Consider the following 17,040-nt stretch of genomic DNA (forward strand, 5'->3'; position numbering starts at 1 on the left):
CCTGAAAATCTGGTTTTGCCTTCCGGAAAGTAACAATCCAGTCTTATATTAAACTAATACTATCAACGGGGTTCGCGTTTGTCAACCCGTATAACGAATACTGTCCAATATCAGTCCCTGAGGCGGAGCGGTCGCCTCCGCTTTCTCCCGGTCTCTCGCCTCCAGCATGTCCCCCACATCCTGCGGCGTGCGGAGTCCCCGCCCTACACTCACAAGCGTACCCGCAATGATGCGGACCATATTGTAGAGAAATCCGTTTCCCTGTATGCGGATCGTGATAATATCCGCTGACTGTTCAATCTCGATCGAATAAACTGTCCGTACCGTGCTCTTTGCCCCGGTGTGGATGCTGCAAAAGCTTCGGAAATCATGTTCTCCGGTAAGATATGCCGCAGCATCGCGCATCTTCTCCACGTCAAGGGCAAAGGAGACATGCCATGTTCCCCGCCTCCTGAGCGGATCCGGCATCTCCCGGTTCAGAATACAGTATTCATATGTTTTCACAGAGTCACAGTATCTCGGATGCCAGTCTGCCGGAACCTGCTCCGATTTTATCACAACAACATCATCCGGCAGCACAGTATTAACCGCATAGGAGATGCGCTCCGGCGGAATCGTCGTGTTGCTGTCAAAGACTGCAATATTACCCCGAGCGTGTACTCCCGCATCCGTTCGGCTGGCACCGGTCACCCGGATCTCTTCCCCGGTAATCCGAGAAAGGGCATCATTGAGCACTGATTCCACAGTTATGCCGTTGGGCTGAATCTGCCAGCCGCAGTAGTCGGAACCGTCGTATGCGACAGTCAGTCTGATCCTTTTCATATCAAAACTCCTTAATTGGGGACGTAGCAAAATTGAATTTCACTACGTCCCCAATTCAATTTCAGTGTGTCCCAAAACGAATATCCATCAATCCGTCTCACTTTAAAAAACCCACAGTTTAAACGGAATATACCTTCCTACAATGAAAATAACAACAAGATAAATCAACGTCACAGCGTAAGCAATCCTGTCCCGGCCTCTGTACCGCAGCGGCTTCATCTTTGTTCTTCCGTCGCCGCCGTGATAACACCGCGCTTCCATCGCCATCGCCAGATCATTTGCCCGGCGGAACGCTGACACAAACAGCGGCACGAGTATCGGAATCATGGCCTTGGCGCGCTGAATAATATTCCCGCTCTCAAAGTCCGCCCCTCTTGCCATCTGCGCTTTCATAATCTTATCCGTCTCTTCCAGAATAATCGGAATAAAGCGCAGTGCAATAGACATCATCATAGCCACCTCGTGAACAGGCACATTGATCCTGTTTAGCGGATGCAGCAGCTTCTCCAGGCCGTCTGTCAGCCCGTTCGGAGATGTTGTAAACGTCATGATCGACGATCCCGTCACCAGATAAATCAGACGTACTGCCATAAACACTGACGTGCGGAGTCCATTTTCAGAAATCGTGAAAATCCAGAAATGAGCCAGAGTTTCTCCCCCCTGCGTCAGGAACAGATTCATGACCACTGTAAACAGCAGAAGGATCACAACAGGCTTCATGCCTTTTACAATGTATTTCAGCGGTACGTTTGACAGACGGATGACCGCGCCGAGAAAAACGGTCGCGATCACATAGCCGAGGAAACTGTTCTGAATAAAAAGGGATATGAGAAAAAGCAGGGTACATACGATTTTCACCCTGGGATCCAGTCTATGTATCCGGCTCTCAGCCGGGTAATACTGCCCGATTGTAATATCTCTTATCATTGGCTCTCCCCTGTTCTGTACTCAAAGCATTTCATAATCTCATCCGCAGCTTCCCCGATCGTCGTCGCGTCCGGACTCACCGGAAATCCTTTCTCCCGCAGGTCATGCATCACATAAGTGACCTGTGGTGCCGCAAGACCGACTTTCTCCAGTTCCCGGTAGTGGCGAAACACCTCCCGCGGAGTCCCGTCATACATTTTTTCTCCGTGATTCATCACAATAATGCGCTCCACATATCTAGCCACATCTTCCATGCTGTGGGATACGAGAATCACTGTCATCCCCGTCTCTCTGTGGAGTTTCTGCACCTGATCCAGTATCTCATCCCTTCCTTTCGGGTCCAGCCCCGCCGTGGGCTCATCAAGGATCAGCACCTTTGGCTTCATCGCAAGCACTCCCGCGATCGCCGCCCTTCTCTTCTGGCCGCCGGAAAGTTCAAAAGGAGAATGTCTGTAATACTTCTCCGGAAATCCGACGAGTTCCAGTGCCTCCCGCGCATTTTTCTCACATTCTTCCTGAGGAAGCCCCTGGTTTTTCGGTCCAAAGCACACATCTGTCAGAACATCCACCTCAAAAAGCTGATATTCCGGATACTGAAACACAAGTCCCACCTGCCCGCGGAGTTTTCTCATATCATATCCGGCATCATAAATATTCTGCCCTTCGTACAGGATCTTCCCCGAAGTCGCCTTCACAAGTCCGTTCAGATGCTGGATCAGTGTTGATTTTCCTGATCCGGTGTGCCCGATAATCCCGACGAACTGCCCCTGTTCGATCTCAAAACTCACATCTTTGAGTGCCTGCTTTTCATAGGCAGTCCCCGGGCTGTACACATAACTGACATGTTCTAACGCAATCGACATAACGCCTCCACCAACTCTTCTCTTCTCAAAATCCCTCCCGGCAGGTCAAGCCCCCGCCGTCTCAGTTCCTCAGCCAGCATCGTCACCTGCGGCACATCCATCCTGTAGGACTTCAGCTCATCCACCCTGCTGAATATCTCCCGCGGAGTGCCATGCATAACAATATGTCCTCCATCCATAACAAACACCTGATCCGCGTCAATGACTTCCTCCATATAATGCGTGATCAGGATCACCGTCACGTTCTTCGCCTTCCGCAGCTGCTGGACTGCCTGAATCACCTCTTTGCGCCCGTTCGGATCAAGCATGGCTGTCGGTTCATCCAGCACAAGACATTTCGGCTCCATGGCAAGCACACCTGCGATCGCAACCCTCTGTTTCTGTCCACCCGAGAGCTTGTTCGGCGAATCCTTCCTTCTCTCAAGCATCCCAACTGCCCGCAGACTGTCCTCCACGCGCTTCCATATTTCATCTGTTGGAACGCCCAGGTTCTCCGGGCCGAATCCCACGTCTTCCTCCACTACAGTCCCGATAATCTGATTATCAGGATTCTGAAACACCATTCCCGCAGTCTGACGCACATTCCAGAGTTCTTCCGGGTCTTTTGTATCACGTCCGTCCACCCACATCGTTCCTCCGCTCGGTATGAGTATGGCGTTCATGTGCTTGGCAAGAGTGGATTTTCCTGATCCGTTATGTCCCAGTATGGCCACAAAAGACCCCTGGGGCACATCAATATTTACGCCGTCTATTGCACGTTCAGTCCCGATGATATTTCCTTCATCATCGCGTTTGTCATATTCATATACCAGTTCCTCGGCATGTATCATTCCCATCGGCGTCTCTGCCCTCCATCCTGTCTCAGTGCCTGCATCCACGTTTTCTTCCCTTTTTCCGGTTCTGCTCATATGTTTTTTATTGTACGGCAACAGAGGCTATTTTGCAATACCCGTGTCAACGAAAACCGGTCTTCGTCCCTCTTCAGTCATTTTTAAACCCCTCCCCGAATACCTCACTTGTCTCCGCAAACATAACAAAGGCTTCTGCGTCCGTCTCCTGAACTGCACTCTTTACGAGATACGATTCCGCCTTGGAGCATGCGCATAAAAGCACATCCCTCTGTGTTCCCGTGTATTCTCCCACCGCTTTCATCGAAGTCACACCACGCCTGGCCCGCTTACGGATTTCAGCGGCAGTTTCCTTTCCCCTGGATGTGACAATAATTGCCAGAGTGCCGGCTCCGATTCCGTAAAGGATCTTGTCAATCACTATGGTGGACACTCCTGTGGAAGCAACTCCGTACAAAACAGAATCCACATCTCCAAACACCGGCCATCCCAGAAGAATTACCACAAGATCGATCAGCATTGTAATCACGCCAATGGACATATATGGTTTCTTTTTCTTAATTGCAAGAGCAAGAAAATCAATTCCGCCCGAGGATGATCCGCGCATATAGAACAGCGCCATTCCGGCTCCCATAAATATTCCCGAGTAGACAGAAGCCATCAGCCTGTTTCCTGTATACATCGGGACAGAAGGGAATACAACGTCGAGAAAGAGAGATGAAATCAGCATTGTCCTGGCACTTTTCAAAAGAAGATTCCGCCCTACCAAGCGGTAGCTGATAATCACAAGAGGAATATTAAAGAGCAGCGTTACCGTTCCGACCGGAAGTCCCCAGACATGGTTCAGGATCAGAGCCAGACCCGAAACACCGCCCGGTGCAAATTCCGCGTTTCCGGCAAACGTATAAATTCCCGCCGCGTAGAGAATACTGCCTGCGATATCATACAGAATGTCTGCTGCGATATCTTTTGCCCTGCTCATGTGCGATAATTCCATTTTTCTCCTCCCGGTCCCTGATCTCTATGGATCATAGTGCGCTTTTCACAGTATGCACATATCCGGTAAATCTATACACGCCCGGGCTGCAGGCTTACGCCGTGCGAATTTGGATTGCGCAATCTGCACTCTGCAATTGAAGCGAACCGGCCCCTGTGCCGATAAATAAAAAAAGTCTGCGGAGAATAAACTCTCCACAGACATTTTTTATTTATCGCCATACGGCTTGCAGCTTTCGCAAATATTACTCGATGATGGTAGCAACTGTACCTGATCCTACTGTACGTCCACCCTCACGGATAGCGAATCTCAGACCTTCCTCCATAGCTACCGGGTGGATCAGTTCAACTGTCATTGTAACATGATCTCCAGGCATGCACATCTCTGTACCTTCCGGAAGCTCGCAAACACCTGTAACGTCTGTTGTTCTGAAGTAGAACTGCGGACGATAGTTGTTGAAGAACGGTGTATGACGGCCACCCTCATCCTTTGTCAGAACGTAAACCTGGCATGTAAATTTTGTATGGCATGTTACTGTACCAGGTTTGATGAGAACCTGACCTCTTTCGATCTCTGTTCTCTGGATACCACGAAGCAGCGCACCAATGTTATCACCTGCACGAGCCTCGTCGAGCAGCTTACGGAACATCTCGATACCTGTTACAACTGTCTTCTTAACATCCTCGTGAATACCGATGATCTCAACTTCATCAGAAAGGTGAAGTGTACCACGCTCTACTCTACCAGTAGCAACTGTTCCACGTCCTGTGATGGAGAATACGTCCTCTACAGGCATAAGGAACGGCTTATCTGTATCACGCTCCGGAGTCGGAATCCACTCGTCAACAGCGTCCATAAGCTCCATGATCTTGTCTCCCCACGGTCCGTCCGGATCCTCGAGAGCCTTCAGAGCAGAACCCTGGATAATCGGAGTGTCATCTCCCGGGAACTCATACTCGTTGAGTACTTCACGGATCTCCATCTCTACGAGCTCAAGCAGCTCCTCGTCGTCTACCATATCGCATTTGTTCATGAATACTACGATATACGGAACGTTAACCTGGCGGGACAGAAGGATGTGCTCTTTTGTCTGAGCCATAACACCGTCTGTAGCAGCTACAACAAGGATAGCGCCGTCCATCTGAGCTGCACCTGTGATCATGTTCTTTACATAGTCAGCATGTCCCGGGCAGTCAACGTGTGCATAGTGACGGTTCTCTGTCTCATACTCAACGTGTGCTGTAGAAATCGTGATTCCACGCTCTCTCTCTTCCGGAGCTTTATCGATGTTATCGAAAGCAACCTCTGCGTTACCAGTTACTCTGTGAGAAAGTACCTTTGTGATCGCAGCTGTCAGAGTTGTTTTACCATGGTCAACGTGGCCGATTGTACCGATATTACAATGCGGTTTTGTTCTTTCAAATTTAGCTTTTGCCATTTTGAATATCCTCCTTAAAAATCCGCCTGTTTTCAGGCATTCTAATGAAATTCGTTTTACCCGGCTAAGTTTGATTATATTTCAAACCTAGCCGTTTTTCAAGCCTTTTTATGCGATTTACGCATTTTTCTCTCCAGTTCAGCAATAGAACTGTCATATATTTATTTTACTGCTTGTTAGACAGTACCTTCTCCTGTACAGACTTCGGTACCTGCTCATATTTTTCAAAGAACATGGAGTAGTTACCGCGCCCCTGTGTTCTGGAACGAAGGTCTGTGGAGTATCCGAACATCTCAGACAGCGGAACAAATGCGCGTACGATCTTGCCGCCGCCAAGGTCATCCATTCCCTCAATGCGTCCGCGGCGTGAGTTCAGGTCACCGATGATATCGCCCATGTATTCCTCAGGCATTGTAACTTCAACCTTCATAATAGGCTCAAGCAGAACCGGAGCTCCCTGTTTCATGGCATCCTTGAACGCAAGAGATCCCGCAATATGGAATGCCATCTCTGAGGAGTCCACCTCATGGTAAGATCCGTCGTATACGTTCGCGTGAACGCCCACAACCGGGAATCCACCGAGGATACCGGATTTCATCGCTTCCTCGATACCTTCGCCTACAGCCGGGATATACTCCTTCGGAATCGCACCGCCGACAACGGTAGACTCGAACTTGTATGTCTCCTCGCCGTTCGCATCCATTGGCTCAAATTTAACTTTACAGTGTCCGTACTGTCCACGTCCACCAGACTGTTTTGCATATTTGCTGTCCACATCTACCGCTTTTGTGATCGCTTCTTTGTAAGCAACCTGCGGAGCGCCGACATTTGCCTCTACCTTGAACTCACGCAGAAGTCTGTCTACGATAATCTCAAGATGAAGCTCGCCCATTCCGGCGATGATCGTCTGTCCTGTCTCCTGATTTGTATGAGCACGGAATGTCGGGTCTTCCTCTGCAAGTTTCGCAAGAGATTCACCCAGTTTGCCCTGAGAAGCCTTTGTCTTCGGCTCGATTGCAAGCTCGATAACCGGCTCCGGGAATTCCATGGATTCAAGAATTACAGGATGCTGCTCGTCACAGATCGTATCTCCTGTTGTGGAGAACTTAAATCCGATCGCCGCAGCGATATCTCCTGAGTAAACTTTACTCAGCTCTTCACGCTTGTTGGCATGCATCTGAAGGATACGGCCAACACGCTCTTTTTTGCCCTTTGTCGCATTCAGTACATAGGAACCGGAGTTCATTGTACCGGAGTAAACTCTGAAGTAAGCGAGCTTACCTACGAACGGGTCTGTCATGATCTTGAACACAAGAGCAGAGAACGGCTCTTCGTCAGAAGAATGTCTCTCCACTTCGTTGCCGTCTTCGTCGACACCCTTGATAGCCGGGATGTCTGTCGGAGCCGGCATAAACTCAAGGATTGCATCCAGAAGCTTCTGAACACCTTTGTTTCTGTATGCAGAACCGCAGCATACCGGAACGGCTGTACACTCACATGTAGCCTTTCTCAGCACTGCCTTCAGAGCATCTACAGACGGCTCCTCACCTTCCAGATACTCCATCATCAGATCGTCGTCAAGTTCGCAGATCTTTTCGATGAGCTCTGTGTGGTAAAGCTCTGCCTCATCCTTCATCTCCTCCGGAATCTCTGTCACGGAGATGTCATCGCCCTTTTCATCATTATAGATGTATGCCTGCATCTCGAACAGGTCGATGATTCCCTTGAACTCATCTTCCTTTCCGATCGGAAGCTGAAGGCAGATCGCGTTTTTGCCGAGTCTTGTCTTGATCTGCTCTACTGCATTGTAGAAATCAGCTCCAAGAATGTCCATCTTGTTGATGAACGCCATTCTCGGTACATTGTATGTGTCTGCCTGACGCCATACGTTCTCTGACTGAGGCTCAACACCGCCCTTTGCACAGAAAACTCCAACCGCGCCGTCCAGCACACGGAGTGAACGCTCAACCTCTACGGTAAAGTCAACGTGTCCCGGAGTATCGATAATGTTGATACGGTGCTCCAGTGCCCCCGGCTTCGGTTTCGTTTTCTCTTCCAGAGTCCAGTGGCATGTCGTAGCGGCTGAAGTAATTGTGATACCTCTTTCCTGCTCCTGCTCCATCCAGTCCATGGTTGCAGTGCCCTCATGAGTATCACCTATCTTGTAGTTAACACCGGTATAGTAGAGAATACGCTCTGTCAGCGTTGTCTTACCCGCATCGATATGCGCCATGATACCGATATTTCTGGTTCTCTCTAATGGATATTCTCTTCCAGCCAAGGTTTTTTCCTCCTATTAGAATCGATAGTGTGCAAACGCCTTGTTTGCCTCTGCCATCTTATGCATATCTTCTTTTCTCTTCACAGCTCCGCCTGTGTTGTTCGCTGCGTCAAGAATCTCGTTTGCCAGCCTCTCTTCCATTGTCTTCTCGCCTCTCTGACGGGAGTACATTGTCAGCCAGCGAAGAGCGAGTGCCTGTCTTCTGTCAGCTCTGACCTCGATCGGTACCTGGTATGTTGCACCGCCGATACGTCTTGCCTTTACCTCGAGAACCGGCATCATGTTGTTCATTGCTTCCTCGAACACCTCGATCGCCGGCTTCTCAGCCTTTGCCTCTACTCTTTCAAATGCGCCGTATACAATCTTCTGTGCTACGCCTTTCTTACCATCAAGCATGATGTTGTTGATAAGTTTGGTAACAACTTTATTGTTGTATATCGGATCCGCTAATACATCTCTTTTCTGAGTATGTCCTTTACGTGGCACGGTCCTTCCCTCCTTAATCATATTTTCCGGAATTTTCCGGGATTAATTCATCGGTACTCACATGTGTCTTTCTATGGAATCGCATTGCATGTGCTCGTGGCCGCGGGACTATATCTGAATCCGCAACCTTACGATAATCATAGTTCTGTTTGTGATACGATTTAACTACTTAGTTACTGCATCAATTGCCAAGGAAATTACTTCTTAGCGTCTTTCGGTCTCTTCGCGCCGTATTTGGAGCGAGCCTGACGTCTCTTCGCAACACCTGCTGTATCGAGTGTACCACGGATGATGTGGTATCTTGTACCAGGCAGGTCCTTAACTCTTCCTCCACGGATCATAACAACGCTATGCTCCTGAAGGTTGTGTCCCTCGCCCGGGATATAGCTTGTTACTTCGATTCCGTTAGAAAGACGAACTCTGGCGATCTTTCTCAGAGCGGAGTTAGGCTTCTTCGGTGTAGCAGTCTTAACAGCTGTACACACACCTCTCTTCTGCGGTGCGGATACGTTTGTCGCACGCTTTTTCAGAGAGTTGTATCCTTTCTGAAGTGCCGGTGCTGTAGACTTTTTCTCGGAAGTCTGACGTCCTTTTCTAACTAACTGGTTAAATGTTGGCATTCCTTTTCACCTCCTATGAATTATTCGTTACCTCACGGCTTATGCCGCAAGGGGCTGCGGATAATTATGTCATTATCCTTTTGAGCGCACAAAAAGAACAATGCCCTTTTATGCACGCTAAATCAGTTTATTACGTTTATTTTGGAAAGTCAAGGGATTTTTCGATATTTAACAGGTGTTTTTTTGATATTTAACAGAAAAACCTCAGATCGCGCAGGTCCGGCAGCCTCCAGCCGACCTTATCGTGCAAAATCAGAGAAGCCTTCGGCCTGCTCTGCCGAAAGCTCCTCCTATAATTCTATTCTGTTCTTCCGCCGGATCTATTCTTCAAACAGCGGCGTGGAGAAGTAGCGCTCCGCCGTGTCAGGCAGAACCGTAACAACAGTCTTTCCCTCCCCCAGTTTTTTCGCCAGCTTCAGCGCTGCCGCCACATTGGTTCCGGAGGAAATGCCGCACATGATACCCTCTTTTGACGCCAGATCCCGGGACGTCTGAATCGCTTCTTCATCTGTCACGATACAGATGTCATTGTAGATCTCTGTATTCAAAATCTCCGGAATCAGCCCGTCACCGATTCCCATCTGAAGATGCGTCCCGATGGAACCGCCGGAAAGGATCGCCGCATGTTCCGGCTCCACTGCCCAGATCTCCATATCCGGGTTCTTCTCTTTAAGCACCTCGCCGATCCCGGTGATCGTCCCGCCTGTTCCGATGCCGGAACAGAATCCGTCGATCCTGCAGTCTGTCTGCTCAAGGATCTCGATGGCCGTTTTCGATCTGTGAACCGCCGGGTTGGCCGGATTTTCAAACTGCTGGGGCACGAACACTCTCGGGTCTTCCTCCGCCATTTTAAGCGCCGTATTCAGACACTCTTCGATACATGCCCCGATGTTGCCCGCATCATGAATCAGAACGACTTCCGCGCCGTAATGTTTCATCAGCTTTCTTCTCTCCTCGCTGACGGAATCCGGCATGATAATCCGCGTCTGATATCCTCTCACCGCCCCGACAAGCGCAAGGCCGATGCCCTGATTGCCGCTGGTCGGTTCGACGATGATCGTATCCTCTTTGATCAGGCCTTTCTCCTCTGCGTCACGAATCATATTGTATGCGGTTCTCGTCTTGATGGAGCCGCCCACGTTGAGTCCCTCAAATTTCACCAGAATCTGCGCGCTGCCCTTCTCCACCATGCGGCTTAAGCGGATCAGGGGCGTGTTTCCCATTGCCTCAAGAATATTATTGTAAATCACGTTCGTTCCATGCCTTTCTGTCAATCATTTGTCTATAATATGTATAATATGGTATCTCGTACACGAAGTGCATAAAATATGTCACAACTTCTTATTATATTACTTTGCATGGAATAGCTCAACTGATTTTTGCAAAAACTTACGATTTGAATTCCAGGCAGATTTTCGCAGACAAAAAACAGGTATAAGCAACTGAAAACAATGAGGGAAAACACCGTACAGCGTGTAGTCTGAAAAAGATGGGAATGTCCGAAGAACAGATTGCGCAGGCATTAGACAGAGACATCGAAGCCGTAAAAGAGTGGCTTGCAGAAAAAAATAAAAGAAGGCCGGGGTTTTAGCCTTGCAGTGATTTTTTGCACCAGCTAAAATCCCGGCATTTTTCCTGGCAGATCGGCAAACCTGCCTTCATATTCTGTCCCGGTTTTTCTTCTCCGGCTGCAGATTCTTAAAGATACGGTTCTTTTTCCAGAACCCCTGCAGCTGTTTTTTGTGATGGCACAGTTTTTCCTTGCAGTTTGCGCATGTCAGATTGGCATTTGTCCGGTCGGAAAAACGTTCCGGATATCTGTGTACTGTAATTTCCCAGCGGGCAAGGAGCAGAAGCGACATCGCAAGCAGGCTCCATGTATACCCGTTTGGAATAAATATAAACGGCGTAAACATCATTGCGAAATCCCAGTTGTAAATCCTGCATACCGTACAGCATCTGTTCTTCATGAACCACGTCTGAAATGGACAGAAAAACAGGATGCAGATCATATCACACACACCGTATGCCAGACTGATCAGCACAAGGATTCCCTCATCGATCACTCCCGTATAATACAGTATCCCGATAAAACTGTTAAGTATAAGCCAGGCTGCCGCAATCGCAAATGTCTGTTTCCACGACTGAAGCATCGGCTCTGTTTTTCCTGTCGGCCTGAAATTGCGTCTGAACTGCTTCTCGCTGCCCATGCTTTCAAGCCTGGCCGGAAAGAAACGGGAGACCATTTCAAAGGCATATACAAGCCATATAATACCAAGGAGCCAGTATTCTCTTTCATACCCCTGGAACAGTTCCCCCGAATTTTGTATTCTGCTGACAACATACATCACCAGCGCCAGAATAAAAAGCACTGAACGGTAGAACAGCTTAAAGTAATGTAATGCTGAAATCAGCGAAATCTTGTGTTTTGCTAACATTTTCTTCCATCATCTTCCGGATTCTAATACGCTCTTCCCCAGTACACCATATGCTTCGCCGGTTTTCCGCAGCACACGCACACGTCTGAAAGATGCTCTTCTTCCATCGGAATGCATCTGGATGTCACGCCGCCGGTCTGAGCTTTGATCTCATCCTCGCACGCCTCTTCGCCGCACCACATTGCCTTGACAAATCCCTTTTTGTTCTGTACCGCTTCTTTCATCTCATCCATTGTCGTCGCAGAACTGATATGATCATCGAGGAACGCTTTTGCTTTCGCATACAGATCTTTCTGGATTGTCTCAAGGATCTCGCCAAGCTTTGTTCCGATCTCATCAATTGAAACGACAATCTTTTCTCTCGTATCACGGCGTACTACTACAACCTGTCCGTTCTCGATATCTTTCGGTCCGATCTCAATACGTGTCGGGATTCCAAGCATCTCCTGCTCGCTGAATTTCCATCCCGGGCTCTTCTCGGAATCGTCGATTTTCGCACGGTATCCGGCTGCTTTCAGCGCTGCCAGCAGCTCATTTGCCTTATCAAGTACGCCTTCCTTGTGCTGGGCAATCGGAATAACTCTCGTCTGAACAGGCGCAATTCTCGGCGGAAGCACAAGTCCGCTGTCATCACCGTGTACCATGATGATTGCACCGATAATTCTTGTGGACAGTCCCCATGATGTCTCATATACACTGTGAAGCTCATTATTCTTGTCCGCATATTTGATGTTGAACGCATCCGGGAATGCATTTCCAAAGAAATGGCTCGTCGCAGACTGCAATGCCTGCCCGTCGTGCATCAGCGCTTCGATTGTATAGGTATCCTGCGCGCCTGCAAACTTCTCGCTCTCTGTCTTGCGTCCCGCCACAACCGGAATCGCCAGATCTTCTTCCACAAAGCTCTTATAGACTTCCCACATCAGCTTTGTACGCTCTTCCGCTTCCTCGTATGTGGCGTGAATCGTATGTCCTTCCTGCCAGAGGAACTCTCTGGAACGAAGGAACGGTCTTGTCGTCTTCTCCCAACGGAGCACAGAGCACCACTGATTCCATACTTTCGGAAGATCACGGTAAGACTGCACGGTCTTGCTCCACACATCACAGAAAAGCGTCTCGGATGTCGGACGGATACAGAATCTCTCCTGAAGCTTCTCCATTCCTCCGTGTGTCACCCATGCCACTTCCGGAGCGAATCCCTCAATATGATCTTTCTCCTTCTGAAGCAGACTCTCGGGAATCAGTACGGGAAGATATACATTCTCCACACCTGTCTCTTTAAAACGCCTGTCCAGATCCGCCTGGATATTCTCCCAGAGTGCATATCCGTTGGGGAGATAGTTCAGACATCCCTTTACTCCGGAATAATCGCAGAGTTTTGCCTCACGGACAACATCCGTGTACCACTGTGCGAAATCTTCATCACGCGAAGTGATTGACTGTACCAGTTTCTTTTCTTTCGCCATCTTTCTCTCTCCTTTTTCATAAATTTCATCCGCAGTCCGCCGTATGCTCGGACTCGAAAAACAAAACGCCGGGACATCCAGTCCCTGTGACAAGGGACCGGATATTCCGGCGGTACCACCCTAATTAACGGCGCGCGTCCGCAGTGCGGACTGAAAAATTCACACGTCGTTCTCTCTTTTTCTCTTTAACGCAGATATACGCCGCACTTTCCTGCGGAAGCTCCCGGGCCGGTTCTATAAAGTCCTGCAAAAGCTTTCACCATCCGCTTTCTCTCTGAGGCATTCTCTCTATATACTAATCCCGTTCAACGCTGGTCGTAACAGTGATTTTACCCGAAAACAGCCCGCATGTCAATAATGAACGAAATTTCTGTACCCACGCAGAATCCTCCGTCTGAATCTATCCCCGAATCTCAAGAAGTTTTGTCTTTAACTCCTGCTCCATGTTTTTCAGTTCAGCCTCTGCCTCCTGCCTCTTCTGTCTGCCTTCTCTCTGGATATTCATAACTTCATCGAGAGTGGAAATCAGCGATTCATTCGTCGCCTTTAATGTCTCCATATCGACAATTCCCCTCTCAGACTCCTTCGCAGTTTCCACTGTGGCCATCTTAAGCTTCTCTGCATTCTTCCGGAGCAGCTCATTTGTCATATCCGTCACCTGCCGCTGTGCCGCCGCAGCCTGCGTGGAATGTTCGACGCCGAGCGCAAGCACCATCTGGCTTTTCCAGAGCGGAATCGTATTCACGATCGTGGACTGGATCTTCTCCACCATCTGTGTATCGTTGTCCTGAACAAGACGGATCTGAGGCGCGGTCTGGATCGAGATCATCCGCGTCAGCTCCAGATCATGTACCTTTTTCTCAAACCGGTTGCACATAGAATCAAGGTCTTTCGCCGCCTGAGCATCCTCCGGAAGACCCGAAGCCTGTGCCTTCTGCATAAGCTGTGCGAGCTCGGTTCCTCTCACTTCCGCAAGCTTCTTCTTTCCCGCAAGAATATACATGGACAGCTCCTTAAAATACGTCAGATTCAGCTCGTACATCTTGTCCAGAAGCGCAGTGTCCTTCATAAGCTGCACCTGATGCTTTTCCAGTACTTTTATAATCTCATTTACATTGGCTTCAGCCTTTGCATATTTCGCCTTCATCGTCTCTATTTTGTTGGAAGCTTTCTTAAACAGTCCGAGGAAACCTCCTTTTTCCTCTTCCTCATCAAAAGTTTTCAGCTCTTTTACCACTCCGGTGAGCAGGTCTCCCACTTCTCCCAGATCTTTGGATCTCACATTTTCCAGCGCGGACTCGGAAAAATCCGCCATCTTCTTCTGCGTGCCCGCTCCGTACTGAAGCACCAGAGCCGAATTGGTCAGATCGATCTGCTGCGCAAACGAGTCTACCATCCTCCGCTCTTCTTCTGTAAGAATGCTTTCGTCCATCACAGGCTCTTCCGGCTTCTCAACCGGAGGCTTCTTCTCCTCCTGCGCCTGAAACGGATCCAGTGTCAATGTGGGTGTTGTGCTCATATCCTGAAAATCATTCGCCATCTTCTTCTCCTCCAACTGTTTTTACTGATGTTCCATAAACAGGGTTTCCCTATTCTTCCTGTTCTATTTTTTCTTCAGTCCGTCTTCCGTAAGTCCCTCCTGTGCAAGCATTGTCTCAAGCACGGAAATATCTGATGACACATCCCAGGCAGTGTCCTGGAACAGATCGTCGAGCAGCTTTTCAAACGCTGTATTCAGCGTATCGATTGTCTTCTCGATCTCCCGCTTGGAAGAAATGATATTCTCCCCCTGTACAGGCTGGGAATCCAACTCCTCATATGCATCCAGAAGCTTGATTGTCGTGGGAAGATAGTATTCCATCAGCTTTCTTATATCGTTTACAGACTCCGGATTCTGCTCTACGCGGTCAAAAATCCTGTCTACAAGCATCTCCATCCTTGAGATCTTCGCAGAGATCTCCTCCCCGGGGATCGCATCGTTCGCCTCACGGATTTTTCTCACATAGTCATCGCCGGCTTTAATCACTTTCTGCACTTCCGGCGACAGCTTCTCGTACTCCTGTTTCTGCTTCTCTGCCGCAGCTTCCTTCTCCGCCTTTTCCCTGCGCATACGATCCATCAGCCCCGTGTACTGGCGGTACGCTTCATCGCTGACCATAAGGCAGGACTCCTTCTCGTCCAGATGTCCCTGGCAGAACCAGCCTTTTTTGATCATCTTCCGGATATCCTTTGTAACCGCCTTCACTGACCGGCCTGTCTTCTGGGCCAGTTCCTTGACGTCGCAGTATTCTCTGTCCTTCAGAACACTCACGTACTTTCTGAACCTTCCTACACTTAAGGTCATCCCGGTTCCCGTCCCCGCCATAACGGCAAAGATCAGGGTAAACAAACCGAATGCTGCCGCCGCAAACTGAAGAGCCGGCTCCCATCCCGTCGCTGCAGCTCCGATGCAGAGAAGCAAAAGAAAGATAAGCGAACCGATTCCGAACACATAACCTGTAATCGCAAGAAAGATTCCGCCTATTTTCACAGATGTTCCCTTTAAATAGAGCAGCTTTCTGCTTTTTGCCTGCGTCTGTGCAGCCTGTCCCCGCGGCGCTGTTCCCTGTCCTGTCCCGGTTCCCCATGTATTCTGCGTGCTCCATGTATACTGTCCGTTTTCCGTATGCTGCGCATTTCCCGTATACGATCCGTTTTCCGTATACTGTCCGTTCCCTGTATACTGCCCGTTTCGTGTATATTGTGCATCCGCATTCTGCTGTTCCTGATTCAGCGGATTCGGTCTGTACCATCCTCCGTTTTTCAATCCCCGCGATACATTGTCCATCGCCTGGCTGATCGTGTCAGACACCGTCTGATTCAGCCTGCTGAAGTCCCGGGAATCCACCGCATCCTGAATCGTTCTGCGGATCTCATCTCCAAACCTTTCCCAGTCATTATTTATCATGGTTTGCCTCCTTAAAAGCTTGACCTGAAAATTCTTTTGTATGATAATCAGTTTAGCTGTAAGCGGTGGAAAAGTCAAGAATAGCGTCGATCTGCAAAGGCGGAATACACTGCTGCAAAACGGTTAAAACGGAAAACAAAGGAGTATGTATGAAACCTGATATAAATGAAATGATCCTGTATGAAGATAAACACATCATCGTCTGCAGAAAGCCTGCGGGAATCGCGGTTCAGAGCAGCCGTATCGGTACCCCGGACATGGTAAGCCTGCTGAAAAACCACCTGGCATCATCCCGCGCCCGCTTCAACTCCTCCGGGAGCACCGCGCCTGTGCGTACCAGCGGCTCCGGCGATCCCTATCTCGCGGTCATCCACCGCCTTGACCAGCCTGTGGCCGGGTTCCTCGTATTTGCGAAGACACCTGCTGCCGCCAAAGACCTGAACCGGCAGCTCACTGCTTCCGGATTTGGGAAATATTACATGGCGCTTGTCAGCGGTGTACCATCGAAAAAAGAAGGCACACTGGAAGATTATCTGATCCGGGACGGACGGACAAACACGTCCCGCGTCTGTGAAAAAAATGTTTCCGGCGCCAAAAAGGCAGTGCTTCACTACCAGGTGGAAGAAGTCCGGGGCGGGACATCGCTTGTGCGCATCCGTCTGGACACCGGACGTCACCACCAGATCCGCGTACAGATGGCGCATATCGGCTGTCCGCTCATCGGCGACAGAAAATACGGCAGGCAGAACAGTACAGATCAGTCATCGGAAATGCCCGGAGGCACCGGCTCTCAGCAGCCGCTCTGCCTGTTCGCGTATCGGCTGGAGTTTGCGCACCCGGAAGATCACCGGAAGATGGAATTTATGGAACCCTTTCCATATTTTGATTGAAAATACGCTGGCCTTCC

General features: G+C 49.4%; 15 protein-coding genes and 1 other annotated feature. Of the genes, 1 reads left to right on the forward strand and 14 read right to left on the reverse strand.

Features of this window, described 5'->3' with window-relative positions; all coding sequences use genetic code 11:
* Nucleotides 1-81: 81 nt before the first annotated feature.
* The 14 genes from truA to LKD70_RS00600 all read right to left on the reverse strand — a co-directional run bounded on the left by truA (nucleotide 82) and on the right by LKD70_RS00600 (nucleotide 16,133).
* Nucleotides 82-822, reverse strand: coding sequence for a tRNA pseudouridine(38-40) synthase TruA (gene truA / locus LKD70_RS00535; protein WP_227706108.1), 741 nt, complete (start codon nucleotides 820-822; stop codon nucleotides 82-84).
* Between the two features lie 102 nt (nucleotides 823-924).
* On the reverse strand, nucleotides 925-1,749 hold the full coding sequence (locus LKD70_RS00540; protein ID WP_227706109.1) for an energy-coupling factor transporter transmembrane component T family protein: 825 nt from the start codon (nucleotides 1,747-1,749) through the stop codon (nucleotides 925-927).
* Nucleotides 1,746-2,612: an energy-coupling factor transporter ATPase gene (locus LKD70_RS00545; RefSeq protein ID WP_227706110.1), complete on the reverse strand. Its 867-nt coding sequence runs from the start codon at nucleotides 2,610-2,612 to the stop codon at nucleotides 1,746-1,748. The genes LKD70_RS00540 and LKD70_RS00545 overlap by 4 nt, the downstream gene beginning before the upstream one ends.
* A complete protein-coding gene (locus tag LKD70_RS00550) occupies nucleotides 2,597-3,448 on the reverse strand; it encodes an energy-coupling factor transporter ATPase (protein ID WP_227706232.1) in 852 nt (283 codons plus the stop codon). Before LKD70_RS00550 ends, LKD70_RS00545 begins: the two co-directional genes overlap by 16 nt.
* Before the next feature lie 145 nt (nucleotides 3,449-3,593).
* Nucleotides 3,594-4,457, reverse strand: a complete 864-nt coding sequence (locus LKD70_RS00555) for a YitT family protein (RefSeq protein WP_227706111.1) — start codon at nucleotides 4,455-4,457, stop codon at nucleotides 3,594-3,596.
* A 244-nt stretch (nucleotides 4,458-4,701) separates the two neighbouring features.
* On the reverse strand, nucleotides 4,702-5,895 hold the full coding sequence (gene tuf, locus LKD70_RS00560; RefSeq protein WP_227706112.1) for an elongation factor Tu: 1,194 nt from the start codon (nucleotides 5,893-5,895) through the stop codon (nucleotides 4,702-4,704).
* Nucleotides 5,896-6,061: 166 nt separating this feature from the next.
* The gene (gene fusA / locus LKD70_RS00565) at nucleotides 6,062-8,176 is read right to left on the reverse strand and encodes an elongation factor G (protein ID WP_227706113.1); all 2,115 of its coding nucleotides are present in this window, start codon (nucleotides 8,174-8,176) and stop codon (nucleotides 6,062-6,064) included.
* A gap of 15 nt (nucleotides 8,177-8,191) precedes the next feature.
* Nucleotides 8,192-8,662 (reverse strand): 30S ribosomal protein S7, encoded by a 471-nt coding sequence (rpsG, locus tag LKD70_RS00570; RefSeq protein ID WP_009243127.1) that lies wholly within the window; start codon nucleotides 8,660-8,662, stop codon nucleotides 8,192-8,194.
* Between the two features lie 197 nt (nucleotides 8,663-8,859).
* The gene (rpsL, locus tag LKD70_RS00575; RefSeq protein ID WP_005608989.1) at nucleotides 8,860-9,282 is read right to left on the reverse strand and encodes a 30S ribosomal protein S12; all 423 of its coding nucleotides are present in this window, start codon (nucleotides 9,280-9,282) and stop codon (nucleotides 8,860-8,862) included.
* Nucleotides 9,283-9,602: 320 nt separating this feature from the next.
* A complete protein-coding gene (gene cysK / locus LKD70_RS00580; protein ID WP_227706233.1) occupies nucleotides 9,603-10,532 on the reverse strand; it encodes a cysteine synthase A in 930 nt (309 codons plus the stop codon).
* Between the two features lie 408 nt (nucleotides 10,533-10,940).
* Complete coding sequence (locus LKD70_RS00585; protein WP_227706114.1) at nucleotides 10,941-11,720, reverse strand: hypothetical protein; 780 nt, start codon at nucleotides 11,718-11,720, stop codon at nucleotides 10,941-10,943.
* Between the two features lie 23 nt (nucleotides 11,721-11,743).
* Nucleotides 11,744-13,186, reverse strand: coding sequence for a proline--tRNA ligase (gene proS / locus LKD70_RS00590; RefSeq protein WP_227706115.1), 1,443 nt, complete (start codon nucleotides 13,184-13,186; stop codon nucleotides 11,744-11,746).
* Between the two features lie 89 nt (nucleotides 13,187-13,275).
* Nucleotides 13,276-13,504 (reverse strand) — a binding site (T-box leader).
* 82 nt (nucleotides 13,505-13,586) lie between these two features.
* Nucleotides 13,587-14,726: a toxic anion resistance protein gene (locus LKD70_RS00595; protein WP_227706116.1), complete on the reverse strand. Its 1,140-nt coding sequence runs from the start codon at nucleotides 14,724-14,726 to the stop codon at nucleotides 13,587-13,589.
* Between the two features lie 63 nt (nucleotides 14,727-14,789).
* Nucleotides 14,790-16,133, reverse strand: coding sequence for a 5-bromo-4-chloroindolyl phosphate hydrolysis family protein (locus LKD70_RS00600; protein ID WP_227706117.1), 1,344 nt, complete (start codon nucleotides 16,131-16,133; stop codon nucleotides 14,790-14,792).
* Between the two features lie 149 nt (nucleotides 16,134-16,282).
* On the opposite strand from LKD70_RS00600, the gene LKD70_RS00605 reads away from it, so the two are divergent.
* Nucleotides 16,283-17,023 carry an RluA family pseudouridine synthase gene (locus LKD70_RS00605; RefSeq protein ID WP_227706118.1) on the forward strand — a complete coding sequence of 247 codons (741 nt, stop codon included), beginning with the start codon at nucleotides 16,283-16,285 and terminating at the stop codon, nucleotides 17,021-17,023.
* Nucleotides 17,024-17,040 lie beyond the last annotated feature (17 nt).

The sequence above is a fragment of the Ruminococcus turbiniformis genome (assembly GCF_020687545.1).
Lineage (GTDB): Bacteria > Bacillota > Clostridia > Lachnospirales > Lachnospiraceae > Mediterraneibacter > Mediterraneibacter turbiniformis.